The organism is Terasakiella sp. 4MB5A (assembly GCF_050058155.1).
GTDB classification, from domain to species: domain Bacteria; phylum Pseudomonadota; class Alphaproteobacteria; order Rhodospirillales; family Terasakiellaceae; genus Terasakiella; species Terasakiella halodenitrificans.
In genome coordinates this window covers 753,065-777,845 of sequence record NZ_CP188815.1, presented here as the reverse complement: position 1 = coordinate 777,845, position 24,781 = coordinate 753,065, and the positions used below count along the sequence as shown (strand labels likewise).

The following is a 24,781-nucleotide window of genomic DNA, read 5'->3' as shown; positions in this document are numbered from 1 at the left end:
GATGAGCAATATTCCTAACTTTGCAAATGTTGCGCTGGACACTTCCGGCCTGAACAAAGAACAAGCCAGCGACTGGAAAGGCCGTATCGAAGGTCAGACAGGAAAGAAACTGGACGACCTGACGTGGAACACGCCTGAAGGTATCGGTGTAAAACCACTTTATACAGCCGAAGACCTGAACGGTTTGGACAGTCTCGACAGTGTTCCTGGGTTTGCGCCGTTCAAACGTGGTCCGTACAATTCCATGTACACCACACGCCCGTGGACGGTCCGCCAATATGCGGGTTTCTCCACCGCCGAAGAATCCAACGCTTTTTACCGCCGCAACCTTGCAGCTGGTCAAAAAGGCCTGTCTGTTGCCTTTGACCTTGCCACGCACCGTGGTTACGATTCCGATCACCCGCGTGTTGCCGGGGATGTCGGTATGGCAGGTGTGGCGATTGACAGCATTTACGATACCCGTACCCTGTTTGACGGGATCCCGCTGGATCAAATGTCTGTTTCCATGACCATGAACGGTGCGGTTCTGCCTGTTCTGGCCCTGTACGTTCTGGCCGCGGAAGAACAAGGCGTTACACCGGATAAACTATCTGGGACCATTCAGAACGATATTCTCAAAGAATTCATGGTACGTAACACCTATATCTACCCGCCGACCCCGTCCATGAAGATCATTTCTGATATCTTTGGCTTCACCTCAACAGAAATGCCAAAATTCAACTCAATCTCCATTTCCGGCTATCACATGCAGGAAGCGGGGGCGACAGCTGATCTGGAATTGGCTTATACACTGGCAGACGGCGTGGAATATCTGCGCGCCGGTATTGCAACCGGTCTGGATGTCGATGCCTTCGCCCCGCGTTTGTCCTTCTTCTGGGCCATCGGCATGAACTTCTTTATGGAAGTTGCCAAAATGCGCGCAGGTCGGATGTTATGGTCACGTCTGGTAAACCAGTTTGATCCGAAAAACCCGAAATCACTGGCCCTGCGGACGCACTCCCAAACATCGGGCTGGTCTTTGACGGCACAGGACGTGTTCAACAACGTCACCCGTACCTGTATCGAAGCCATGGCCTCAAGCCAAGGTCATACGCAATCCCTGCATACCAACGCACTGGACGAAGCCTTGGCCCTGCCGACGGATTTCTCCGCCCGCATTGCCCGTAACACGCAGATTTTCCTGCAACAGGAAACAGGTACCTGTGATGTAATCGACCCGTGGGGTGGTTCCTACTACGTTGAAAAACTGACACAGGATCTGGCCGAAAAAGCATGGGCCCATATTCAGGAAGTTGAAGAACAAGGCGGCATGGCCAAAGCCATCGAAGCCGGCATTCCGAAAATGCGTATCGAAGAAGCCGCAGCACGGACCCAGGCCCGCATTGACGGTGGCCGTCAGACCGTTGTCGGTGTGAACAAATATCAACTTGAAAACGAAGATGCGATTGATGTTCTCAAGGTTGAAAACTCCGAAGTGCGCAAATCCCAAATTGCCAAATTGGAACGCCTGCGCGCAGAACGAAACGAAGCCGATACACAAGCATCACTTGACGCCTTGACAGAAGCCGCGAAAACCGAAAACGGCAACCTGCTTGATCTGGCGATTAAGGCCGGTCGCGCCAAAGCCACCGTTGGTGAAATCTCGCTTGCATTGGAAAAAGTCTATGGTCGCCATCAGGCCACCATTCGCGCCATTTCCGGTGTTTATAAAAACGAAGTGGGTGAAATGAACGAAAAGATCGAAGACGTAACCAAACTGGTTAAAAAGTTCGAAGACCATGAAGGGCGTCGCCCGCGTATCCTGATTGCCAAAATGGGACAGGATGGACATGATCGTGGTCAAAAAGTCATCGCAACCGCCTTTGCCGATCTTGGTTTCGACGTGGATATCGGACCATTGTTCCAGACACCGGAAGAAACCGCACGTCAAGCGGTTGAAAATGATGTCGATATTGTTGGTGCTTCCTCCTTGGCTGCGGGTCACCTGACCTTGGTGCCGCAACTGCGCGAAGAACTGGCAAAACTGGAACGCGACGATATCCTGATTGTCTGCGGCGGCGTTATTCCGCCACAAGACTTCGACGCCTTGTATGAAGGGGGCGCAGAAGCGATCTTCCCACCGGGTACTGTCATTTCCGAAGCCGCCATCGATTTGATGAAAAAGCTGAACGAAGTTGTCGGTATTGAGGACTAAGTCCTGAGCCAACAAACATCATCCCGGATCGGCGCTTGCGCTTGTCCGGGATGACGTGTTTTATAAGCACAGATTAAGTAATTAAGAGATTCCCCATGAACGACATTGTCAATCATTCCGTCAAAAAAGGCCCGGTTCGTCGGCGCAGACAACCGTCTGTAGATGAATATGTCGAAGGCGTTTTAAGCGGGGATCGGACAATGTTGGGCCGCACGATCTCTTTGGTGGAAAGCACCAGCCCACGCTACCGTAAAATCGCCCAGGAAGTTTTGTTAAAACTGCTGCCTCATAGCGGTAAGGCGCATCGTGTCGGAATTACGGGTGTGCCCGGTGTCGGGAAATCCACAACGATTGAGGCCCTGGGCTGCAATTTATGCGAAGCCGGTCACAAGGTCGCGGTTCTCGCTGTTGACCCGACCAGTTCAGTTTCCGGCGGCTCCATTCTCGGTGACAAGACCCGCATGAATAACTTGGCTATTCAAGAAAACGCCTTTATCCGACCAAGCCCGAGTTCCTGCACATTGGGCGGTGTCACCAAAATGACCCGCGAAACCATGATCGTCTGCGAAGCTGCAGGCTACGACGTCGTCTTGGTGGAAACCGTCGGTGTGGGACAAAGTGAAACCGTTGTTGCCGATATGGTGGATTTCTTTCTTGTACTAATGTTGCCCGGTGCCGGGGATGAACTGCAAGGCATCAAAAAAGGTGTGCTGGAACTGGCAGATATGATCGCTGTCAACAAATCTGATGGCCCCAACGAAAAGCGCGCCAAAATGGCAGCGCGCGAATATAAAAACGCCCTGCATATCATGCGCCCACAAAGCCCGAACTGGTCCCCGCCTGTGGTGTGTATTTCCGGCCTGTCCAATATGAACCTTGATGAAATGTGGACCAAGGTGGAAGACCATCGCAGCAAATTAGGCGAAACGGGTGAGTTGAAAACAAAACGCACCGAACAGCAGTTTCGCTGGATGTGGGCAATGGTGGAAGATCGCCTGATGGATGCGCTGAAATCCCACCCTGATGTGATCAATTTAATTGACCCGGTCCACGAGGCCATCACGCGTGACGAATTGACCGCCACCGTCGGCGCGCAACGCATCCTTAATGCTTTCGGACTGACCGATACCCTATAAAGACAATTGTAAACTGTAGTTTTAAAGCCTACATTTATATTCAAATAGATAATTGAGGCCGAGATGAAAAAACTGCTTCTTGTTGAAGATATGAAATTCTTCAACTCGCTTGTCGAAAAGCATGTTCGACGCAATCTAGATATTGATGTCGTTTCCTGCACCAGTTATGCAGAAGCCGTTGCTGTTCTGAAAAATGGGTTTGATGATTATTTTCTCGCCATTCTTGACTTAAATTTACCAGACGCACCAGATGGTCAAATCGTTGATCTGGTGATTGGCTACGGCATACCGTCCGTTGTTTTTTCCGCCCAATTCAGTGAAGATACCCGCGATCAAATTTTATCCAAAAATGTGATCGATTATGTCGTGAAACAAAATCCATCCAGTCTGGACTATCTGGTTTCTTTAATTTCACGCCTTTATTTTAATGCCAATATCAAGGTTCTTGTGGTGGATGATTCCACAACTGCGCGCAAATACGTGATGGACCTGATGAAACGCTACCAATTCAAGGTAGAAGAGGCTGAAAACGGCATTGAAGCCTTGGAAATGCTCGCAACGCACCCAGACATTCGACTGGTTATTACCGACTATAACATGCCAAAAATGGACGGTTTTGAGCTCACCCGCGAAATTCGGCGTAAATACCCTAAGCACAAAATCGGCATTATCGGCTTGTCTACTGCCGGCAGTAATATTTTATCTGCCCAGTTCATTAAAAACGGCGCCAATGATTTCCTCAATAAGCCGTTTTTGCGTGAAGAATTTTTCTGCCGGGTATGCCAAAATGTTGAACTGATTGAATATATGGACGATCTGAAATCCGCTGCAACCCACGATTTCTTAACCGGCCTGCACAATCGACGTTTCCTGAACGATATCGGCAGCAATTCCGTCGCACGCGCCCTACGCGAAGATATGCCGCTGAGTGTGGCCCTGCTGGATATAGATCATTTTTCAAAAATTAATAATCAATACGGGCATAGCGCGGGTGATGAAATCCTCATTCAATTAGGGGAACTTTTAAATGAGCGCTGTCGGCGATCAGACGTGCTTGCACGCACAGGGGGGGAGGAACTCTGCGTCATTGCCAATAATCTACCTGCACATCAAGTCCATGATTTCTTTGACGGATTACGCCAGCTAATCGAAAATCATGATTTCAAGGCAGGTCAACAAACATTAAAGCTGACCATCAGTATCGGTGTATGCAACCACGTCCACGAAACTTTTGATGCCATGATTGCTGCGGCTGGAAAAGCTTTGTTCCGTGCCAAAGACGAGGGGCGTAATCGCACCATCATACACACAGGATAAAGCAAATCCCGAGCAGGTTAATTAGGCCGTAGTTGCGTAAAATTATTGGGCTCTTCCAAATATCACACGCCCAGCAGTACTTTTTTAGCCTTGCGTAAGCCTGACCAAATCAAAATCGCCACAACAGGAACGGCAATGCCAATGGCAAGGTCCGGGTTGATCGGTACACCGCCAGCTTTAACGCCTTTCAAAGCATAGCCCAGCAAACCAACCAGATAATAACTGATCGCAACGACAGAGAGCCCTTCCACGGTTTCCTGTAAACGCAGTTGAAGTTCTGCGCGTTTATTCATGGTTTTCAGGACTTCCTGATTTTGTTTTTCCAGTTCCACTTCGACGCGCGCGCGCAGCAAACTCGCCACCCGGCTGATGCGTTGTGACAAGGAATGTTGCCGCATACTGGTGTGATCGCATGTTTTCATTGCCGGGGCCATGCGTCGCTCAATGGTTTCAGATAAGGTGGGTAATCCTGTCAAACGTCCTTCGCGCAATTCTTTCAGGCGCTGCTGCACAATGGCATAATAGGCTTTGGTCGCGCCAAAACGATAACTGTTACGTGCGGAAATCGCTTCGACCTCCGCCGCCAAAGCAGATAATTCTTCTAACAAGTCTCCATCTTTCTGCGGATGAACCTGGTCTGACATCTTGGCAGCAATCACCGCCAGGTTTTCATCAATTGCCCGGATGCGAGGGCTGGCTTCACGTGCCAATGGAAAACCAAGCAAAGCCATAATTCGATACGTTTCCACTTCCAACACCCGTTGAACAACACGACCAGCTTGGCGTTCCGGCATAGAAATATTGCGCATCAGAATACGCATAAAGCGGTCTTCATGTACCCGCATGTCCGTCCAGACCAGCGCAGCCCCACCTGCCATTTCGCACCCGACATAGGTATGACCGTCAAAATAACGCGACATTTCAATCGGGCTGCGTTCAGGTGCATCATTTGTTTCCAGTTCCAAATGCACCGCATTCATGACCTGGCCCGGTATGTCACTGATCCAGTCTTGGGGCACAAAATCAATGACCGGGTGCCGAAATGGTTCTTCACAGGGTTCATTTCGGAAAAAAGTATAAGTGGAAAATTCCGTATGACGTTCCCAACGCAAACGAAAGGGGCCCATCTCTGAAATAAAATGGGTTGCTTCATCCAAGGGTTTTGCCACATCAAACTTTTCACACAGACGAGACAAATGAACACGTTCCGCATCCCCGCCATCTTCGCCGGATAAAACCGCCAGATGTGTGATACGTTCCGGCATATCCAGTGCAATATAAGGCCGTGCGCGAATTTCTTTATCCAGTGTGTCGCGCAATGGATGTTCCTGTCCCAAATAAGTCATTTACCTTAAACCCTTACCCTGTATTCCAATTTCGAGAATTGGTATTACCACTATGCACATATTGAAAACAAGTGATAAAGTGCAAATACTGTGATTTTTCTGTTTTGCCGTGTTTTACGTGGCAATTTTTAAAATACATGATATGAAGCGCCATCTTCCCAGACAAAAGGTTTCAAGTTATGAGCGAAAATCAAACCAAGTCGGCATATGGACTCGGGCGTGCCGCCCGTCTTAATCTGGCATACGAGATTTTAACCGAACTCGCAGAAACCTCGCGTCCTTTGGATGCCATTCTGTCCAGCCGTTTTCGTCACCTTCAAGACGCATTAGAACGGCGTGATCGTCGCGATCTGGAACAACGCGTGCGTTCCGTCCTACTGCATTATCGTCGTCTGTTATGGTGGTTGAAACAGGTTCGTCTGGACATAAACATGCGCTCCATGCTGCTCGCCGATATGATTTTAAACGACGATGCGGATATTCCCCAGTTGGAAAAATTGTGTAACGGTGCCCATAACCGTATGGACATGTTGCGCAAAGAAGAAATCGCCAGCTTAAAACGTTTATTGGGTAAAGAAATCAATCACCCTGACATGAACGAAGCGATGTTGGCCGAATGCCCAGACTGGGCCGCAAACGGCCTCAAGCGGGTTTTTGGCGAAAATTTTGCTGCTGAAATGCGCGCCTTGGGCGACAAACCCACATCAGATTTTCGTGTAAATACATTACTCGCAAGCCCGGCAGATACAGCTGAAAGCCTTGCTTCTCAAGGTTTCAAGGTCGAAGCGACACCGCTTTCTCCAATCGGGTTGCGCCAAAGCCACCCCGGTGGACCGATCCTGTCTGAAACCGAAGCCTTCCGCCAAGGCTGGCTGGAAGTGCAAGACGAAGGGTCCCAATTAGTCGCTTTGATGGTTGGTGCAAAAAAAGGCATGCAAGTTGTTGATTTCTGCGCCGGTGCGGGTGGAAAAACTTTAGCACTGGCTGCTGAAATGGAAAATTCAGGGCATCTGGTTGCTTGTGATGTCCATAGCAAACGCCTCAATCGTGCGAAAGTGCGCTTAAAACGCGCCGGTGTCGTCAATGCCGAACGCCGACAGCTTGAAAGCACTTTCGATAAATGGGTGAAAAAAAGCCGGGGCAAGTTTGACCGCGTTCTCATTGATGCGCCTTGCAGCGGGACCGGAACCTGGCGACGCAATCCAGATTCAAAATGGTCAAAAGATGAGACAGATTTAACCGAATTGGTTCAACTGCAAAAAGAAATTATTGAGAGTGCTTCACGCCTTGTGAAAAGCGGGGGGCGCCTTATTTATGCAACCTGTTCTTTACTGCCTGAAGAAAATGAAGATCAAATCGAACGTTTTCTCTCAAGCAACACGGCTTTTAAACGCCTGTCTGCACAAGATGTATGGCAAGAACGTATGACAACAGATTATCCGGCGAAAGACCCAAACTACCTTCGCCTCAGCCCTTACCTGAACGGTTGTGATGGATTTTTTGCAGCCATCCTAGAAAGAGAATAAATCAGAAGGTTCTTCTCTTTTCTTGTCATACGCCTCCTCAATCTCTAGGTTATAGAGTGGAATAAGGAGGCATGCATGACTGCAAGCAAAACTGAAAAGTCAGATATCCCCTGCCGCCAAACATATGCTGCGGCGGTGGATCTGTTTTTGCAGCTTGCCAAAGAACGCGCGCAAAACGGTGTCATCAGTGTCGATACACTGGATATTGTCGCCCACGCCATTCAAAACGATCCAAATGTGCGCAAAAAATATTGCGATACTCAGTTTGAACGCTGTTCGGAATACGTCCGTTTATCCTTGCAAAATACGCCGCGCATCAATGTTTATGGGCGCATCATTTCAGAACCGTTTGAACATCTGTTCAAAAAAGAACCTCCCCTTATGTCAAGTGGTCAACTGGTTAACTATTTCCACGCTATTCAGGCCATTTTAGGACGCGCCGAATATGAAAACCTTATGGAACGTTCGCTGCGCCTGATGGAACAGGTCTCACGCGATCGTGGAGATAAATTTAAATATTCAAACCTGTATGAAACCAAAGCATGTTGGGAAATTCGCTGGGATAGTTTTGTTGCCTTGGCTGATTTTTTTACAAAATTCGATCTGCGCAAGGAATGGTATAAACGGGTTATGCAAAGTGACCCCGACACACCGGGACAAGGCGTTGGCCCTTATCCATTTAGCGAATTCCAATTTAAACAACAAATGATGTGCATCTTCGATAGGTTCGCCAACTTATCCGATGACGAGCATGACGTCTTTGAAAAACGTTACAGCAAAAAACAACGAAAAGATTTTTCCACTTTTCTTGCCAATGTGGTTTCGATAGAAGACGAGGTATGACACACGATATCACGCAGTTGGGATACCCCGTCCAAGAAACGTTTGCACCTCTGAAACAAGCCCTGCAATCCCAACAACGCGCTTTATTGGAAGCGCCGCCTGGTGCAGGGAAAACAACGTTGGTTCCCCTTGCCCTACTTAATGAGCCTTGGTTAGCTGGTAAAAAGATTATCATGCTCGAACCTCGTCGGTTGGCAGCGCGCATGGCTGCCAAACGTATGGCTGACTTGCTGGGGGAAAAAGTCGGACAAACTGTTGGCTATCGTATTCGCCAAGATAAAAACATCGGCCCCAACACCCGTATAGAAGTCGTCACCGAAGGAATTTTGACTCGGCAAATTCAATCCGACCCAGAACTCAATGGCGTGGGCTTGGTTATTTTCGATGAATTTCACGAACGTAACCTGCAAGGCGATATCGGTCTTGCTTTTTGTATGGAAACTCAAGACGCCCTGCGCGATGACCTTCGCCTTCTCGTCATGTCCGCAACCCTTGACGGAGGAAATCTGGCCTCTTTTTTAGGGGATGCCCCCCGCATCACCAGCGAAGGCCGCGCCTTTGATGTTATTACGCGCAACCTACCACGCCCGGATAAGTTTTCCTTAGTCACCGATACCGTGCGCACCATTTCCAAGGCCATTGAAGAAGAAAGTGGTAGCCTGCTGGTTTTTCTGCCCGGTGAAGGGGAAATTCGTAAAACACAATCTCTGTTAAATGACCGTTATGCAAACGATCCGCACATTCTGATTGCCCCGCTATACGGTGCTTTACCCCCGCAAGAACAGGACAAAGCCATTGCACCAGCCGCAACGGGTGTGCGCAAAATCGTCCTTGCCACAACCATTGCCGAAACCAGCCTAACCATTGAAGATATCCGCATCGTTATTGATTGCGGTTATAAGCGGGTTGCCCGTTTTGACAATGCGCGGTCCATGTCACGCCTTGAAACCGTGCGGGTATCCAAGGCTGCAGCAACCCAACGTAAAGGCAGGGCCGGACGCATGCAAGAAGGCATCTGTTATCAGCTCTGGCCGCAAGCCGAAACACATGCCTTGGCAGATCGCGATACACCTGAAATTCTTGAAAGCGACCTGACACCACTGGCCTTGGAGTTAAGCGCTTGGGGTGTTTCAACACCCAAAGACCTGAAACTTCTGGATTACCCGCCTAAAAATGCGTTTGAACAGGCACAAAACCTGTTAATTCAATTGGGTGGGCTAGACAAAGACGGCAAAATCACCGCCCATGGCAAAGAGATGATGGCCTTGTCCCTTCATCCTCGTCTTGCCCATATGATTTTAAAGTCATCTCACACAAACAAAAACGATGCTGTTTTGGCCTGTGACATTGCCGCGACCCTGCAAGACGGTCCCCTCTTAAAAGGGACGCGCGATTGCGATCTGCGCACCAGCCTTGCTGTTCTGCACAATCAATCAAGTCCAAAACAAAACATCGCAAAAGGTGCCCTTCATCGAACACGGCAAACCGCGAAGAACCTGAAAAAGCGCCTTAAAATATTGGATATCCTCCCAACCAGTTATCTGGAAACCGGGCGGATTTTGGCCTTGGCATATCCTGATCGAATTGCCAAACAGCGCAACAATGGACACAACAGTTATCACCTGAGTGCGGGTATGGGGGCCGTCCTGCCGGATAACGATGCGTTATCCATTGAAACCTATTTGGTTGTTGCCCATATGGACGGTGCCAACGCGCAAGCACGTATTTTCAGCGCCGCCCCCCTTCATATCCAGGATATTGAAAATAATTTCCCGGATCTCATTCAAGAAAAAACAGAAATAGGCTGGGACAAACGGACCCAAAGCGTAAGTGCCGCCCGTGTCCGCAAACTGGGTGCCCTGACCCTAAAATCCACCCCCTTGCGCCAGATCGACCCCGAAGAACAGACACGCGGACTGTGTTACGGCATTCGCCAGCTTGGCTTACACGTGCTTCCTTGGACAAGCGAAAGCCAATCTCTTTGCCAACGCATAGAATTTTTGCGTCAGCGTGATGATAAATGGCCGAATATGAGTGAAACAGACCTTTTGGACACACTCGAAGACTGGCTGCTTCCCTATCTAAATGGGTTCAGCCGCATTGAACAATTAAAAAAAATCGATCTCCATGCAGCCCTCTTGTCCCGCCTTGACTGGCAAGATCAACAGGAGCTTGCAAAACGTGCCCCGACACATTACCGCGTCCCCAGTGGATCACAGATTCGACTGGATTACACCAATCCAAAAAAACCGATTCTTTCAGTGAAACTACAGGAAATGTTCGGCGAACCACACACACCCAAAATTGACAATACAACAATTGCTTTGCAAATCCGCCTTCTTTCACCCGCAGGACGACCCCTACAAGTTACTGAGGATTTAGAAAGTTTTTGGCAAAATGCTTACGATTCGGTAAAAAAAGAAATGAAAGGACGCTATCCCAAGCACCCTTGGCCCGATAATCCGATAGAAGCCCAAGCCACCGGGAAAACCAAACGGAAACTCGCATGAACCGCCACGTTCAGCTACGGTCTTATACGTATGTATTGGTGAAAAAAACATATTTCCACAGTTGCCTGTTGCCCCACCAGATAAACGTAATGTAAAACTGTGACTTAGGAATGGGTGAACGGGGATGTTTTTATCGAAATTAGGAACTTGGTAAGAACTCATCGCTAAGCTTAACAAATAACCGCAGGCAGATAACAAGAACGGCAAAAATTAATGGATCTCGCAACGCTATTAGGTATCGCTATCGGTCTCGTCCTCATCGTGGTTTCGATCATGTTGGGTGGCGACCTTGGTTCATTCATCAATATTCCCTCTATTGTCGTTGTATTCGGTGGTGTAACAGCCGCGACCCTTGTTAAGTTTCCACTCAAAGAATGTATCGCTGCCTTAAAAATCGGTGGCAAAATCGCTTTCAAAAATTCTGCTGATGACCCACGTAGTGTCTATGATATTGCCATCGAACTGGCAGGTATCGTACGCCAGAAAGGTTTGCTGGGTCTGGAAAGTGTTACCATTGAAAATGAATTGATGGCGCGCGGCATTCGCATGTGTGTGGATGGTATGGCTGCCGAAGTCATTAAAGAAAGTATCACCAAAGAAGTCGATATGGCGATCAAGGCCGAAATGGCCGGGGAAAGTTTCTGGCGCGGTATCGGTGATATGGCCCCGGCATTCGGAATGATCGGAACATTGATCGGTCTGGTACAAATGCTGGCAAACCTGTCTGACCCTGCCGCCATTGGTCCGGCGATGGCCGTTGCGATGTTGACAACATTTTACGGTGCGGTTCTGGCCAACCTGATTGCCATTCCCTTGGCCGACAAGCTTGGAATCAAGATCGACAACACCAAAAACACCCGCGCTTTGATTATCGAAAGCGTGATGCAAATCCATGCCTCCCAAAACCCGATGGTTCTGCAAGAACTGCTGGGCGTGTATCTGCCGGGCGGCAAACCTGCCGAAGAAGATGGTGAGTAAGGTTATAGCCGATGGCTGAAGAACAGAAAAAATGCCCTCCGACGGGCGCACCGGCATGGATGGCGACTTTCGCCGATCTGATGTCCTTGCTATTGGTGCTTTTCGTTCTTTTGCTGACCTTTTCTGAAATGAACGTGATAAAATACAAGCAAATGGCCGGTGCCATGCGCAATGCGTTCGGTATTTCTAAACAGGACCGTTTGGCAGGCGTAATCGAAGTCGATGGGCAACTTGAGCGCAAAGCTGCCCGTAATATTTCACCGACAAAATCACCGGTTCCAACCGTATCAATGGAAATCCCCGACACCACAGATCAGGAAGAATTCGATATTAACCCGGCTGAATCACCAGAAGAGCAAGCCTCTGACGTTGAAAATGAAGTCGCTAAAATCATTGCAGAAGAAGCTGCCGACAAAGGTGTCGATGTTGAACGTGACGGAAACGAAGTGAAAATCCGTTTCCCCAGCGAAATCGCATTTGATTCTGGTTCCGCCAATATCGGTCAGGCGTTTGCAGACCTTCTCGAAAAACTCACAGATGTGATTAAAAAGTCCAAAGGCGAAGTTCTCGTAGGCGGTCATACCGACAACATCCCTCTGGGAAGTGGCGGTCCCTATCGTTCAAACTGGGAACTTTCTGCCGCACGTGCTACATCCGTCGTTCACCATTTCCTGAATTATTCAGACATTGAACCCAGTAAAATGGCTGTACAGGGTTTTGGGGATTCGCGCCCACTGGTCCCAAATGATACACCGGAAAGCCGCGCTAAAAACAGGCGTGTCGAAATTACGCTGGTGTTAGGTGAAAAAGAAAAAGAACAAGCCAATGATGTTCAGAACCAGTTGGAAAGTGTTTTTGGGCCACGCCCAGACTCCGGCTTGAAATAATTGTCTTTAATAATCGCTTAATAGTTGAACTGTTTTATTATCCGTTTATTATAGTTTTGTGGGATAACAATCTGAAGAAGAATGTCTAGCATAGGCCCCTCATGACGGATTTCGATTTTAGTACACATAAAGTTATTTTCTGCGACATTGACCCGGAAAGTATCGACATAGCAAGAACAACCTATATAGACAACAATATCGGTGATTTCATCGCAACGCCATCTCCGCACAAAGCGATTGAACATATCGGCAATATCAACCCGGACCTTATCCTTCTTGCCCTTAAATTCCCGGATACCAACGGCATCGAGATTGTCCGTCAAATTCGCAGCCTCAACGATGGGGCCTTTTATAAAACACCGATCCTTTTATTGTTGGAAAAAGTCTCCCAACATATGCTGCGCGAAGCCTGCCGAGCCGGTATTGAGGGCGCTTTGCGTAAACCGCTTAGCCCGGAAAAATTGCTACGTTTTACCCGCGCTGTAATCTTAAAGCCCCGGCGTTTCATCTGTGTTGCCAAATATTTTGGACCGGAACGCCGCACGCGTGACGACCCGCATTTCAACGGACAAGATCGACGCGACACCTTAAATCAAAATGATTTCAAGCTGGACAGCTACACACGTTCACGCCCCGTCGGTGGCGTAACATTAAGCGCTGACAGTTCTTCCAGTGGCCGTAATCAAGCCGCAACACCGTCACTGAATGGCCTAATGGGATCATCTCAAGGAAAACAAAAAATCTCCTCTCAGGACGAGACCTTTGATTGGGGAACCAGCCAAACCCGTCCTGATGACGATAAAACCAGCATGTCTTTTCAAGAGAGCGACTTAACGCCTGCCTCCACAAAAGACCGCCCGGATTACGATTTGGTTGATGAAACACCATCCCCCCCTGTTGTGAATAAAGAAAATCATTCAGTCAAAACAAGCGAAAAAACAGTTCAAGAAACCATTGAACGAAACGCAGATAAAACCAAAGACGAAAGCGATATTGTCGCCTCAACCCCAACTGAAAAATCACCTCCTCCTGCCGTAGAACCAGTCGGACCGGAAAATGATGATTTTGAAGAAATTATTGATTTAGATGAATGTTTAGACCTCCACAAACTATGGGTAAACAGCGGTGGGCGCGACGGATTACGCGCCAACCGTCCACATTCTGATTTTCGTGGACAATCCATTATGGAGGTGGATTTCACCAAAGCCATCCTTCCCCAATCCAATTTTGAAGCCGTCAATTGCACCAGTAGCGTTTTTCGCAAGGCCGATCTAAGCGGATCTACGTTTAAAGATGCCCTTCTCTCCAGCGCAGATTTACGGGTTTCACGCCTGACCCGTGCTGACATGCGCAATGCACGGCTGGACCGGGCCAATATGTTGGGAACAGATCTTTCCGGGGCCAATTTGGAAGGCGCATCCCTTCGCGGTGTTAATCTAAGCGGAGCCAACCTGCATCGCGCAAATTTACGGGGCGTGAATTTAACCTCTGTACAAGGTTTAATCCGCGAACAAATTCGGCGTGCCATTACCGATTCAAGTACCCGATTGCCGTCAGCGTTAAAGGAGACGCCGTAACAGCGGCATTTCCAAGTCATTTAAATCGGGATGAACTGGCAAAACCGTTTCATCCCAATCACGTTCAATCGTACGGCATATACCGATTAAGGCCGTTTCCTTAAGCGAAATTTTGGATAATTTCAAACGCGCTATCCATCGACGCAATGTCCCGACCAGGGACGCATAAGCTTCTTCCCGGTCTTCAAAAGGACGTTCTGTAATCAATTCGCCGATAAGGGCATATTTATCCATTGCCGCATGGTCTGGGAAAAAATCAGCTAATAACTGTAACTGCAAATCCGTTGTTTCTGCACAAACGGTCGCACAAGCCTGTGCATAGGTTAAGGCTGCTTTTTGTTCAATGATCGCGCCATAACGGTGGGTCAACCCAAATCCGGCTTGTCCGGTTCCCACACCCGCCATTAAGGATGCATAAAAAACATCATCCCGCCCCAGTGGGTCACCCTCAACACCACGCACAAAACCACGAACAAAGGCTTCCAACCCCGACCACACCAAGGCATCCGATAACACAGAAGCCTTGGGTGAAACATATGCTTCCATCAGCAACATCAAAACCGTTAAGGCTCGGGCCGCAAAATCATCACGATCCATTTCATCAATAAAAACCGGATCACCGATGACCAAATCTGGAACTAACAATGAATTGAAGGTTTCTTCAACCGCTTCGGCCCCACCGAAAATCACGCCATTCATCGGGGCACCGGACCCGGCTGTTGTCGGTACGGCAATATGGGGACACATTTTAGCAACCAGCTTGCCGGTATCAATTGCACGCCCGCCCCCCAACGAGATCACGCAATCATATTGTCCCAAATCATAAGTGCTTGTAATTTTGCGGCTGGCTTCCTGCGTTTGCTTGCCCTGCGCACTGACATGATCCACCCGCAACCCAGCCACAATCAGTTTGTCAGTTACTTCTTTCAACAGGCTCGGGTGATTTTTCAAATAGGCATCCCCGATCAGCAAAACATTCGTGCCATAAGCTGCTGCGCGCTTTGGCAAGCTGTCAAAAGCGCCGCGCGCAAAAATCAGTTCCGGCACGGCCTTTGCCGCAAATGCAATTGTCATTGCTTCATCACCTTTATGTTTATGTTGAACAATCTGTCACATTCTTTCGAAAAATCAATTCCCAAAAGTTATTTCACACGTACAAAGCTGGACAGAACCACCAACTTCATGCAGAAGGTAGTTTTTTAGCCCGCACAATATGGAAGATGTCATGGCGACTCAAAAAGTGGATGTACTGATTATCGGGGCCGGTGCAGCCGGCATGATGTGTGCCATTGAGGCTGGAAAACGCGGACGTAAAACATTGGTGATTGATCACGCCAAAAAACTGGCGGAAAAAATCAGAATTTCCGGCGGCGGGCGTTGCAATTTCACCAATATGGATATTTCCGCGAAAAACTATCTGTCAGAAAATCCGCACTTTTGTAAATCCGCCTTGAAACGCTATACCAACTGGGATTTCATCAGTCTGATTTCCGAATACGGCATCGCCTACCATGAACGCGACCATGGGCAACTTTTTTGTGACGACAGCGCCCAGCAAATCATCGATATGCTGGAAAAAGAATGCAAAAAAGCCAATGTAGAAATTCGCCTGAACACCAAAGTAGAAGGTGTCAGCAAACGCGACGGTGGCTTTCTGGTTATGAGCCCTGAACACGAGATTGAATGTGAACATCTCGTCATTGCCACAGGGGGACTATCCATTCCAAAAATCGGGGCAAGCAATTTCGGCTTGAAACAGGCCGAAGTAATGGGGTTAAACGTGATCCATCCCCGCCCGGCCCTTGTCCCCTTTACCTTTGATCAGGACACCCGCGATAAATTAGCCGGATTTCAAGGCATCGCCCTTGAAGCTATCATCAAACTGGGCAAGACCGAATTTCGTGAAGCTTTATTGTTTACCCACAAGGGCATTAGTGGTCCGGCCGTGTTACAAATTTCATCCTTCTGGACACCGGGACAAGAAGTCCAGATTAACCTTGCCCCCGACACAGACGTCTTTGAATTGCTGAAAAAAGCGAAACAGGGCCAGCCAAAACAAGAAGCCCAGACCGTCATCGCGACCATCCTGCCCAAACGATTGGCGCAACGCCTGAGTGAACAAGCCGATTGCAAAGAAAAGCTCGCGGATCAACCCGATAAAAAACTGCATGCCTTGGCTACATCCATCAATGACTGGCACCTGCTGCCCAGTGGAACGGAAGGATACCGAACAGCCGAAGTCATGCGCGGCGGGGTGGACACCAACGAACTGTCATCCAAAACGTTTGAGGCAAAAAAAGTGCCCGGTCTTTTCTTTGTCGGGGAGGTTATCGACGTGACCGGGCATTTAGGAGGCTTTAATTTCCAATGGGCATGGGCATCCGGCTATTGTGCCGGGCAATATGTCTAAAGCAATAGGCTAAAAAGCCATATTCCATTGGAAAAGAGCGGTGCTTCTTTACGGGCAACAAAGAAGCACCGACTTTAAGAACCTGATTTCAGGTTCCTAGATCAGGGTTGTCGGATCGAGATAATCATAACCCAGATCATCCGCAACGGCCTTGTAAGTCACACGGCCATTGTGAACGTTCAAACCTGCCAGCAAATGCGCATCGTCTGCGCAGGCTTTCTTCCAGCCTTTATCAGCCAAAGCCAGCGCAAACGGCAAGGTGGCATGGTTCAATGCAAATGTAGATGTACGGGCAACCGCACCCGGCATATTGGCCACGCAGTAATGAACCACATCGTCAACGATGTAAGTCGGGTCTTGGTGGGTCGTGGCTCTGGATGTTTCAAAACACCCGCCTTGATCAATCGCAACATCCACAATGACGGAACCTTTTTTCATTGAAGACAATTGCTCTTTACGGATCAGTTTAGGTGCAGCCGCACCCGGAACCAAGACCGCACCAACAACCAGATCGGCACCATAGACAAGTTCTTCTGTGGCGTCGACCGTTGCATATTGTGTTTTCAAACGAGGACCAAAGACATCATCAAGATACGCCAGACGTGGCAAAGAACGATCCAGAACTGTTACATCAGCCCCTAATCCCATTGCCATACGGGCCGCATTTGTGCCAACGACTCCACCGCCGATAACAACCACTTTACCCGGTTGTACGCCCGGTACACCGCCCAACAGAACCCCAAGACCGCCGTTGGCTTTTTGTAAAGCGTTTGCACCAACCTGAATGGACATACGTCCGGCAACTTCAGACATCGGTGCCAGCAAAGGCAAACCACCACGGGCATCCGTAATCGTTTCATAAGCGATGCAGGTTGCACCAGATTTCACTAAACCGGCTGTTTGCTCAGGATCCGGCGCAAGGTGCAGATATGTAAAGAGCAATTGATCTTCGCTCAGTTGCTCATATTCTACTTTCTGCGGCTCTTTCACCTTGATAATCATTTCTGCACGGCTAAAAATTTCAGCCGCCGTTCCAACAACTTTAGCGCCCGCTGCTTCGTAATCTGCATCGCTGCAGCCAATACCATTCCCGGCGTAGGTTTCGACCAAAACCTCATGGCCATGATGTACCATTTCGCGTACAGAACTCGGCGTCATGCCAACACGGTATTCATGATTTTTAATTTCTTTAGGTACACCGATAAGCATTCTCTCTCTCCTTGAAAACCAGGGTGACTATCCCTTACATAGATATAATTTTGTTATGCAGTGATGCTATATCAAGTCCTCTCGAATGTGCTGCTAAATCACACTATGAAATTTATTAATTTACGCATATAATTCGAAATATTTTTAATTTTACAGAATTATCATGCAATGAATGAACTAGATAAAACAGATCGTAAGATTCTTACCCTCCTGCAACGCGATGGACGTATGAGCAATGCAGACCTCGCCGATGCGGTCAACCTGTCTCCTTCTGCCTGCTTACGCCGGGTTAAACGACTGGAAGACGACGGCTTCATCGATGGTTATGCCATGTTGGTCAATCAGACCGCCGTCGGCAAACCCACCAATGTTTTTGTAGAAATCACCTTGCGCAGTCTAAGCGAGGAAACCGTCGATGCCTTCGAACACGCTGTTATCAATTGCCCAGACGTCCGTGGGTGTTACCTGATGTCAGGTGATGCAGATTATTTATTGCGCATTGCGTGCGCTGGTCCTGAAGGTTACGAACATATCCATCGAAATTATCTGTCACGTATGCCCGGTGTTTCCCGCATTCGCTCCAGCTTTGCCTTGCGCACCGTCTGCAAGAAAACCGGCGTGAAAATGGCTGATATCTGATATAGTTTGCTTATGAAAAAGAGATTCGTTCCCAAAGGCCGCATTGCGGATCTGAGCCGTTGTGAAATGATCGCTCAATTACTTGGGCACAATGCACAACAACGCGACATGTTGATCGAAAACCTGCATTTGGTTCAGGATACCTTCGGTCATCTGGATAAAGAAAGCATCACAGCACTGGCCGAGGTTATGCGCCTGTCTCAGGCTCAAGTCTATGAAGTTGCCAGTTTTTATGCACATTTTCATTTAAACGGCCCACCTGCCCCGCAACACTCCTGTGTCAGTCTGCCCTGTGCGATGTTCGGGGCGGGTAAGGGTGCCCCCGTTCCCTGCGTGGGTCGATGTGCCGAAGCCCCAGTTTCCCTGCCGCACACACAGAAAACGCCAACCGATTATATAGATTATGCCTCGTACGCTTATGCCATCTATCGCCAATATAAGGGACACCCAGATCAGGTTTTACATGCTTTAGAATCTGCAAACCTGCGCGGCTTAGGCGGTGCTGGGTTTAAAGTCGCGGATAAATGGCGTTTTTTTGATAAAGCCTCAAACGCCGTATTGGTCATCAATGCCGATGAGGGCGAACCCGGTACATTCAAAGACCGCCACTGTCTGGAAACAAACCCGCATAAGGTAATAGAAGGCGCATTAATCGCTGCTGATGTCATCAACGCGAAAGATATCTATATTTATTTGCGCGACGAATATGCAGATATCCGCCATATCCTGCAAACCGAATTGCCAAAGATTGATACAGATGGGCGTGTTATTCACCTGCGCCGGGGGGCTGGTGCTTATATCTGCGGGGAAGAAACCGCCCTTTTGGAAAGTCTGGAAGGGAAACGTGGACTTCCACGCATCAAGCCCCCCTACCCCGCCCAGCAAGGATTATTTGGTCGCCCAACCCTGATCAATAATGTGGAAACGCTTTGGCGGGTGCAAGATATCTTGCAAAACGGGATTGAGGCCGGATCGAAACGATTTTATTCCTTATCTGGTCGCATCAAAAAACCAGGCGTTTACGAGGCCCCCCTCACCATCACCGCACAAGAATTGATCACCCAATATGGCGGTGGCATGCTGGAAGGCCATCAATTCAAGGCCTATTTACCCGGTGGCGCATCTGGTGGAATTTTACCGGCCCATCTGGCGAATCTGCCATTGGGTTTTGGACAGCTGGAACAATACGGCTGTTTTATCGGATCGGCCGCCGTCATTGTGTTATCGGATCACGACAATATGAAAACCGTCTGCCAAAATTTGCTGGATTTCTTTAACCATGAAAGCTGCGGGCAGTGCACGCCTTGTCGCGTCGGTTGCGACAAGCTTTCAAATATGCTTCGTCACAATCTGGATAGGGATTTAGCACAAGAATTGTGTGCGGTTATGCGCGATAGCTCCATCTGTGGACTGGGACAAGCGGCCCCCAATCCGCTGCTTTCTGCCCTGACATATTTTGCGGAGGATTTTGCATGATTTCCTTCACCCTAAACGGCAAAACCGTTCACGCAGAACAAGATGAAACCCTGTTTGATATTGCCAAACGCGAAGGCCTTTCCCTGCCCCATCTCTGTTCCGGTTATCATACACACAATAAGGCTGATGGAAATTGCCGCCTGTGTGTTGTTGAGGTCGAAGGCGAGCGCACATTAACCGCATCTTGCAAACGCACTGCCCAAAACGGCATGACGGTTCACACCCATTCAGAACGTGTCACAAAATCACGTAAAATGATTATGGAACTGTTACTTGCCGATCATCCTGAACGTGGGCAAAGCCCCGATGAAAATTCACATTTTTGGCAAATGGCGAATGAGGTCGGGATCACAACTTCACGCTTTTCCTCACGCCCAACCCTCGACACCGATTTCACACATCCGGCCTTGGCTGTGAATTTAAACGCCTGCATTCAATGTACCAACTGTATTCGCGCCTGTCAGGACCTGCAAAGCAACGATGTCCTGGGTATGTTTGGACGCGGGGCGCGTTCCACCATTGCATTCGATCAAAACGATCCGGTGTTTGACAGTACATGTGTGGCCTGCGGGGAATGTATCCAGTCCTGCCCAACCGGGGCCTTATTACCGCGTGATCCGCAAACGGGGGAAGCTGTTACAACATCAAACAGCTCGAAACGTGTGGACTCGCTTTGTCCCTTCTGCGGGGTTGGCTGTCAGTTGACCTATCATGTACGGGATAACCACCTTGTGCGTGTCGATGGCCGCGATGGTCCGGCGAATGAAGAAAAGCTCTGTGTAAAGGGGCGTTTTGGTTTTGATTACATCCATCATCCGCAACGCCTAACCAAACCTTTGATCCGTAAGGAAAGTGCCCCAAAAGAACAAATGGACCCCGCCAACCCCCTTAGCCATTTTCGCGAAACCACGTGGGATGAAGCACTGGAAAAGGCCGCCAATGGTTTTAAGTCGTTCAAAGGGGCAGAACTTGCGGGCTTTGGGTCTGCTAAAGGCTCAAACGAAGAGGCCTACCTGTTTCAAAAACTGATCCGTAGCGGATTTGGCACCAACAATGTGGATCATTGTACCCGTCTATGTCACGCGTCTTCCGTTGCGGCCCTGATGGAAGGGATTGGGTCTGCCGCCGTTTCCGCCCCGTTTATGGATGCGTTAAAATCCGATGTCATTATCGTTATCGGCGCACGCCCGGCCCAAAACCATCCTGTTGCCGCCACTTATATTAAAAAGGCGGTTAAACAAGGGGCCAAACTGATTGTCATGGACCCACGCCGCCAAGCGCTTAGTCGTTTTGCCGATCATATGGTTCAGTTTAAATCGGGGGCCGATGTTGCCCTGCTCAACGCCATGATCCACACCATTATCGACGAAGACCTTGTTGATCATGAATATGTCAAAACCTACACACAGGATTTTGAAAAGCTACGCACCCGTATTCAATCTTTCAGCCCGGAAGACATGGCGCCTGTTTGCGGCATTGAACCTGATGAAATACGCAAAATTGCCCGCCTTTATGCCAAGGCAAAGCGCGCCCTGATTTTTTGGGGAATGGGCGTTAGCCAACATGTCCACGGCACCGACAATGCCCGCTGTCTGATCGCATTGGCCCTTATCACCGGACAAATCGGGCGTGATGGTACCGGCCTGCACCCTTTGCGGGGACAAAACAATGTTCAAGGTGCATCGGACGCCGGATTAATCCCCATGGTCTACCCCAATTATCAAGCAGTTGGCGATAAAACCATTCATGATCGTTTTGCCAATTTTTGGCAGACTGAACTTGATCCCGATCCCGGCCTAACGGTTGTTGAAATCATCCATGCCATTCTGGCCCGACAAATTAAGTCCATGTATATTATGGGGGAAAACCCCGCCATGTCGGACCCGGACACCACCAATACCCGCAAGGCTTTGGCCTCCTTAGATCATCTGGTCGTGCAGGATATCTTTTTGACAGAGACAGCCATGTACGCCGATGTGGTCTTGCCCGCCAGCGCCTTTCCTGAAAAGACAGGTACATTCACCAACACCAACCGACAGGTACAACTGGGCCGACAAGCCGTTGATCCGCCGGGTGATGCCAAACAGGACCTTTGGATCATTTGCGAGATTGCCAACCGTCTGGGGCTGAACTGGTCTTATGATCATGTGCGTGATGTCTACCGTGAAATGTCCAGCGTCATGGCTTCGTTAAATGGCATTACATGGGAACGGCTGGAAAATGAAAACAGCCTGACCTACCCCAACAATCAAGCCGTCTTGTTTGGGGACGGTTTCCCCACCGAAACAGGCAAGGGACGTATCGTTCCCACTGATTTAATCCCGCCGGATGAAGTCCCGGATACCGACTATCCTTTTGTCCTGACAACCGGGCGCATGCTGGAACACTGGCACACCGGGGCGATGACACGGCGCGCAGGCGTACTGGATCAAATAGAAGCCCTACCTGTTGCCTGCTTAAACCCGAAAGAAATGAAAAAACGCGATATCGAAGCCGGTGACATCATCACCGTTTCCACACGACGGGGCACGATCGATATTCATGCGCGCCCGGACCGCGATGTGCCCCCCGGTATGGTATTTATTCCATTCTGTTTTAAAGAAGCAGCAGCCAACCTGCTCACCAACCCGGAGCTTGATCCTTACGGTAAAATACCCGAGGTCAAAACCTGTGCGGCCAAGATAGAGAAAACCTAAGATGCTTTCTGAATAAACTTTGCAGAACGTTTGCGCACTTTCCAACGCTTGTCTTTCAAGGCCGGATCAATCGGATAAATGTTGTCGAGAAATTCCGCAACCACCCGGTCCCATGAAAAATGAAGGGCATGACTGCGACAGGCTGGAACAAGCTTGCCATATGCTTTTTTCACCGCCTTTCCCAAATCATCATGCAAGGCCCCAAACGATGTCTCGCAAGCGGCCTGCTGTCCGAATACATCCAGCGGGCCGGACACCGGATAGGCCGCCACAGGCACGCCACACGCCAGACTTTCCGCCATCACAAGACCAAATGTATCGGTTAAACTGGGAAAGACAAAAACATCGGCTGCAGAATAACACAGGGCCAATTCCCGATCACTGTAGGGGATATGGAATAAGACATCCGGGTATTTTTCCATCAATTCTTCGCGCAATGGGCCGGGGCCGACAATGACCTTGGACCCCGGCAAATCCAGATCAAGAAAAGCCGAAATATTCTTTTCCACCGCCAAACGCCCGACGTACATATGGATTGGGCGTGGTAAATCAAAAAAATCTTTTTCCTGTGGACTAAAAGTATCCGTGTCCACCCCGTGCGACCATTCAAAGACATTTTCAAACCCAAAACGGGCCAATTCTTTCGCCACACTGTGCGATGGGGAAAAAACGCATTTGCTCGGCCCATGAAACTTACGCATCACGCCATACAGACGATCAAGGGACAGAAACGGCAGACGTTCATGGACATATTGCGGAAACTTGGTGTGATAAGCCGTTGTAAAAGGCAGTCCTTTTTTGAGACACACCTTGCGCATCGACCAGCCGATCGGACCTTCCGTCGCAATATGGATCACATCCGGGCGCATGCGTTTCAGCATGGAACGGATTTTTCGTTGCGGAAAAACAGCCAGCGGAATTTCAGCGTAACCGGGACAAGGAACAGTTATAAAATCACTGGGAGAAATCACACTGACTTCAAACCCCCGATCCATCAAACGTGTGCGCAATGTATCCAGCACCCGCACCACCCCGTTAATCTGCGGATGCCACGCGTCTGTAACGATCAAAATATGCAAAACCGAACCTTTCCCCATCGATACAACCGATAGAGACAAACATGTAGGTCATTACATTTTGAAGACAGGAGTATGATTCTTTTTCTAAAGCAGAACGCAAAGAGACTAAAAGGTTCTAGCGTGTAATCACACCGTCTTTGCCGCTCAGGTAACCTTCGATCAATTCATATCCCAACAAACGGTTTTGATCGTAACGTCCCGGCATACGCATCAACCATGTTGGTTTTGCACTGAAACCGACGCGTTCGTAATAAGGTCCATCGCCCACCAGAACAATCGCGCCATATCCGGCCTTGCCTGCCAAATCGATGACTTTTAACAACATGGCCTTACCCAGCCCCAGACCATGCAATCTTGGTTCAACCGCCAGCGGCCCCAACAACAACGCATCCCCGGCATTACCGGCTTGAATGTCCCACAGGCGCACGGTTCCAACCAGTTCATCCTTTAAAAAGGCGACCAGTGACAGGTCTTTGACAGGATCACGACCGATCCGAAGCTGGTGGGAAGATTTGGTTGTCCAGTTTTCCCCAAGCGCCCGTGCAACAAGTGCGAAGATTTTTTCTTCATCCACAGGACACTGCGCTTCCGTTTTTATGGTCCATTGCATAATGTCCCATAGCAGTAAGCCACAGAAGCGCCAAGCCTTTTTCTATGAAATACAGAAAAAGGCTTGAGCTTGAGAAGTTGGTATTTAGATTTTAAAAGCCGTCATCGCGAATAGGACAACCGCCAAACCAATTAAAAAGGCCGTAAATCCACCACGCCACCCCGCACTTGAAGAACGAAGATCAAGGAAATGGCGCAAAATACCTTCGGCTTTTAAAACACTGAAGCCAAACAACAGGGCCAAGGCCAGAACAGAAAGATGAGGTACATCACTGCCTGCCTGCCCGCTGATCATAGACAGAACGGTCAAACCGACCAGCACCGCCCAGACAATAAATAAGCGTGTCAT

General features: G+C 49.0%; 19 protein-coding genes. 13 read left to right on the top strand and 6 right to left on the bottom strand.

The features are described 5' to 3' along the window. Window position 1 precedes the first annotated feature (1 nt). The 3 genes from scpA to ACI0FF_RS03750 all read left to right on the top strand — a co-directional run bounded on the left by scpA (window position 2) and on the right by ACI0FF_RS03750 (window position 4,647). Window positions 2-2,194, top strand: a complete 2,193-nt coding sequence (gene scpA / locus ACI0FF_RS03760) for a methylmalonyl-CoA mutase (protein WP_419798801.1) — start codon at window positions 2-4, stop codon at window positions 2,192-2,194. A gap of 95 nt (window positions 2,195-2,289) precedes the next feature. Continuing rightward, entirely contained in the window at window positions 2,290-3,330 is a 1,041-nt protein-coding gene (gene meaB, locus ACI0FF_RS03755; RefSeq protein ID WP_419798800.1) for a methylmalonyl Co-A mutase-associated GTPase MeaB, read from the top strand. Between the two features lie 63 nt (window positions 3,331-3,393). Continuing rightward, entirely contained in the window at window positions 3,394-4,647 is a 1,254-nt protein-coding gene (locus ACI0FF_RS03750; protein WP_419798799.1) for a diguanylate cyclase, read from the top strand. A 62-nt stretch (window positions 4,648-4,709) separates the two neighbouring features. On the opposite strand, the gene ACI0FF_RS03745 is transcribed toward ACI0FF_RS03750, so the two are convergent. After that, window positions 4,710-5,993: a DUF3422 family protein gene (locus tag ACI0FF_RS03745; RefSeq protein WP_419798798.1), complete on the bottom strand. Its 1,284-nt coding sequence runs from the start codon at window positions 5,991-5,993 to the stop codon at window positions 4,710-4,712. Between the two features lie 179 nt (window positions 5,994-6,172). On the opposite strand from ACI0FF_RS03745, the gene ACI0FF_RS03740 reads away from it, so the two are divergent. From ACI0FF_RS03740 to ACI0FF_RS03715, 6 genes are all read left to right on the top strand, one after another. Next, entirely contained in the window at window positions 6,173-7,519 is a 1,347-nt protein-coding gene (locus tag ACI0FF_RS03740; RefSeq protein WP_419798797.1) for an RsmB/NOP family class I SAM-dependent RNA methyltransferase, read from the top strand. A gap of 75 nt (window positions 7,520-7,594) precedes the next feature. Next, the gene (locus ACI0FF_RS03735; protein ID WP_419798796.1) at window positions 7,595-8,362 is read left to right on the top strand and encodes a hypothetical protein; all 768 of its coding nucleotides are present in this window, start codon (window positions 7,595-7,597) and stop codon (window positions 8,360-8,362) included. Then, complete coding sequence (gene hrpB / locus ACI0FF_RS03730) at window positions 8,359-10,872, top strand: ATP-dependent helicase HrpB (protein ID WP_419798795.1); 2,514 nt, start codon at window positions 8,359-8,361, stop codon at window positions 10,870-10,872. Before ACI0FF_RS03735 ends, hrpB begins: the two co-directional genes overlap by 4 nt. A gap of 213 nt (window positions 10,873-11,085) precedes the next feature. Then, the gene (locus tag ACI0FF_RS03725) at window positions 11,086-11,850 is read left to right on the top strand and encodes a MotA/TolQ/ExbB proton channel family protein (RefSeq protein WP_419798794.1); all 765 of its coding nucleotides are present in this window, start codon (window positions 11,086-11,088) and stop codon (window positions 11,848-11,850) included. An 11-nt stretch (window positions 11,851-11,861) separates the two neighbouring features. Further along, entirely contained in the window at window positions 11,862-12,737 is an 876-nt protein-coding gene (locus tag ACI0FF_RS03720) for an OmpA family protein (protein ID WP_419798793.1), read from the top strand. A 101-nt stretch (window positions 12,738-12,838) separates the two neighbouring features. Then, the gene (locus tag ACI0FF_RS03715; RefSeq protein ID WP_419798792.1) at window positions 12,839-14,314 is read left to right on the top strand and encodes a pentapeptide repeat-containing protein; all 1,476 of its coding nucleotides are present in this window, start codon (window positions 12,839-12,841) and stop codon (window positions 14,312-14,314) included. Here ACI0FF_RS03715 and ACI0FF_RS03710 read toward each other — a convergent pair. After that, window positions 14,297-15,388, bottom strand: a complete 1,092-nt coding sequence (locus ACI0FF_RS03710; RefSeq protein ID WP_419798791.1) for an iron-containing alcohol dehydrogenase — start codon at window positions 15,386-15,388, stop codon at window positions 14,297-14,299. The two genes, ACI0FF_RS03715 and ACI0FF_RS03710, sit on opposite strands and share 18 nt — an antisense overlap. 151 nt (window positions 15,389-15,539) lie before the next feature. Here ACI0FF_RS03710 and ACI0FF_RS03705 point away from each other — a divergent pair, with 151 nt between their 5' ends. Then, window positions 15,540-16,724, top strand: coding sequence for an NAD(P)/FAD-dependent oxidoreductase (locus ACI0FF_RS03705; RefSeq protein ID WP_419798790.1), 1,185 nt, complete (start codon window positions 15,540-15,542; stop codon window positions 16,722-16,724). Between the two features lie 96 nt (window positions 16,725-16,820). Here the strand turns inward: ACI0FF_RS03705 and ald are convergent, their stop codons facing one another. Next, complete coding sequence (gene ald, locus ACI0FF_RS03700; RefSeq protein ID WP_419798789.1) at window positions 16,821-17,933, bottom strand: alanine dehydrogenase; 1,113 nt, start codon at window positions 17,931-17,933, stop codon at window positions 16,821-16,823. A 168-nt stretch (window positions 17,934-18,101) separates the two neighbouring features. Here ald and ACI0FF_RS03695 point away from each other — a divergent pair, with 168 nt between their 5' ends. Genes ACI0FF_RS03695 through fdhF form a run of 3 tightly spaced genes read left to right on the top strand, consistent with a single transcriptional unit; the run spans window position 18,102 to window position 22,744 of the window. Then, on the top strand, window positions 18,102-18,572 hold the full coding sequence (locus ACI0FF_RS03695) for an Lrp/AsnC family transcriptional regulator (RefSeq protein ID WP_419798788.1): 471 nt from the start codon (window positions 18,102-18,104) through the stop codon (window positions 18,570-18,572). A gap of 12 nt (window positions 18,573-18,584) precedes the next feature. Beyond that, entirely contained in the window at window positions 18,585-20,048 is a 1,464-nt protein-coding gene (locus ACI0FF_RS03690) for an NADH-ubiquinone oxidoreductase-F iron-sulfur binding region domain-containing protein (protein ID WP_419798787.1), read from the top strand. Continuing rightward, on the top strand, window positions 20,045-22,744 hold the full coding sequence (gene fdhF / locus ACI0FF_RS03685) for a formate dehydrogenase subunit alpha (RefSeq protein WP_419798786.1): 2,700 nt from the start codon (window positions 20,045-20,047) through the stop codon (window positions 22,742-22,744). The genes ACI0FF_RS03690 and fdhF overlap by 4 nt, the downstream gene beginning before the upstream one ends. Here fdhF and ACI0FF_RS03680 read toward each other — a convergent pair. From ACI0FF_RS03680 to ACI0FF_RS03670, 3 genes are all read right to left on the bottom strand, one after another. Continuing rightward, the gene (locus ACI0FF_RS03680; protein ID WP_419799685.1) at window positions 22,741-23,823 is read right to left on the bottom strand and encodes a glycosyltransferase family 4 protein; all 1,083 of its coding nucleotides are present in this window, start codon (window positions 23,821-23,823) and stop codon (window positions 22,741-22,743) included. The genes fdhF and ACI0FF_RS03680 overlap by 4 nt on opposite strands. A 115-nt stretch (window positions 23,824-23,938) precedes the next feature. Next, a complete protein-coding gene (locus tag ACI0FF_RS03675; RefSeq protein ID WP_417820239.1) occupies window positions 23,939-24,433 on the bottom strand; it encodes a GNAT family N-acetyltransferase in 495 nt (164 codons plus the stop codon). Between the two features lie 84 nt (window positions 24,434-24,517). Next, window positions 24,518-24,781 carry a cytochrome C oxidase subunit IV family protein gene (locus tag ACI0FF_RS03670; protein WP_419798785.1) on the bottom strand — a complete coding sequence of 88 codons (264 nt, stop codon included), beginning with the start codon at window positions 24,779-24,781 and terminating at the stop codon, window positions 24,518-24,520.

Excerpts from the sequence above, each read along its gene's own strand:
- scpA (WP_419798801.1), top strand. The coding sequence starts at position 2 with ATGAGCAATATTCCTAACTTTGCAAATGTTGCGCTGGACACTTCCGGC.
- meaB (WP_419798800.1), top strand. The coding sequence starts at position 2,290 with ATGAACGACATTGTCAATCATTCCGTCAAAAAAGGCCCGGTTCGTCGG.
- ACI0FF_RS03750 (WP_419798799.1), top strand. The coding sequence starts at position 3,394 with ATGAAAAAACTGCTTCTTGTTGAAGATATGAAATTCTTCAACTCGCTT.
- ACI0FF_RS03745 (WP_419798798.1), bottom strand. The coding sequence starts at position 5,993 with ATGACTTATTTGGGACAGGAACATCCATTGCGCGACACACTGGATAAA.
- ACI0FF_RS03740 (WP_419798797.1), top strand. The coding sequence starts at position 6,173 with ATGAGCGAAAATCAAACCAAGTCGGCATATGGACTCGGGCGTGCCGCC.
- ACI0FF_RS03735 (WP_419798796.1), top strand. The coding sequence starts at position 7,595 with ATGACTGCAAGCAAAACTGAAAAGTCAGATATCCCCTGCCGCCAAACA.
- hrpB (WP_419798795.1), top strand. The coding sequence starts at position 8,359 with ATGACACACGATATCACGCAGTTGGGATACCCCGTCCAAGAAACGTTT.
- ACI0FF_RS03725 (WP_419798794.1), top strand. The coding sequence starts at position 11,086 with ATGGATCTCGCAACGCTATTAGGTATCGCTATCGGTCTCGTCCTCATC.
- ACI0FF_RS03720 (WP_419798793.1), top strand. The coding sequence starts at position 11,862 with ATGGCTGAAGAACAGAAAAAATGCCCTCCGACGGGCGCACCGGCATGG.
- ACI0FF_RS03715 (WP_419798792.1), top strand. The coding sequence starts at position 12,839 with ATGACGGATTTCGATTTTAGTACACATAAAGTTATTTTCTGCGACATT.
- ACI0FF_RS03710 (WP_419798791.1), bottom strand. The coding sequence starts at position 15,388 with ATGACAATTGCATTTGCGGCAAAGGCCGTGCCGGAACTGATTTTTGCG.
- ACI0FF_RS03705 (WP_419798790.1), top strand. The coding sequence starts at position 15,540 with ATGGCGACTCAAAAAGTGGATGTACTGATTATCGGGGCCGGTGCAGCC.
- ald (WP_419798789.1), bottom strand. The coding sequence starts at position 17,933 with ATGCTTATCGGTGTACCTAAAGAAATTAAAAATCATGAATACCGTGTT.
- ACI0FF_RS03695 (WP_419798788.1), top strand. The coding sequence starts at position 18,102 with ATGAATGAACTAGATAAAACAGATCGTAAGATTCTTACCCTCCTGCAA.
- ACI0FF_RS03690 (WP_419798787.1), top strand. The coding sequence starts at position 18,585 with ATGAAAAAGAGATTCGTTCCCAAAGGCCGCATTGCGGATCTGAGCCGT.
- fdhF (WP_419798786.1), top strand. The coding sequence starts at position 20,045 with ATGATTTCCTTCACCCTAAACGGCAAAACCGTTCACGCAGAACAAGAT.
- ACI0FF_RS03675 (WP_417820239.1), bottom strand. The coding sequence starts at position 24,433 with ATGCAATGGACCATAAAAACGGAAGCGCAGTGTCCTGTGGATGAAGAA.
- ACI0FF_RS03670 (WP_419798785.1), bottom strand. The coding sequence starts at position 24,781 with ATGACACGCTTATTTATTGTCTGGGCGGTGCTGGTCGGTTTGACCGTT.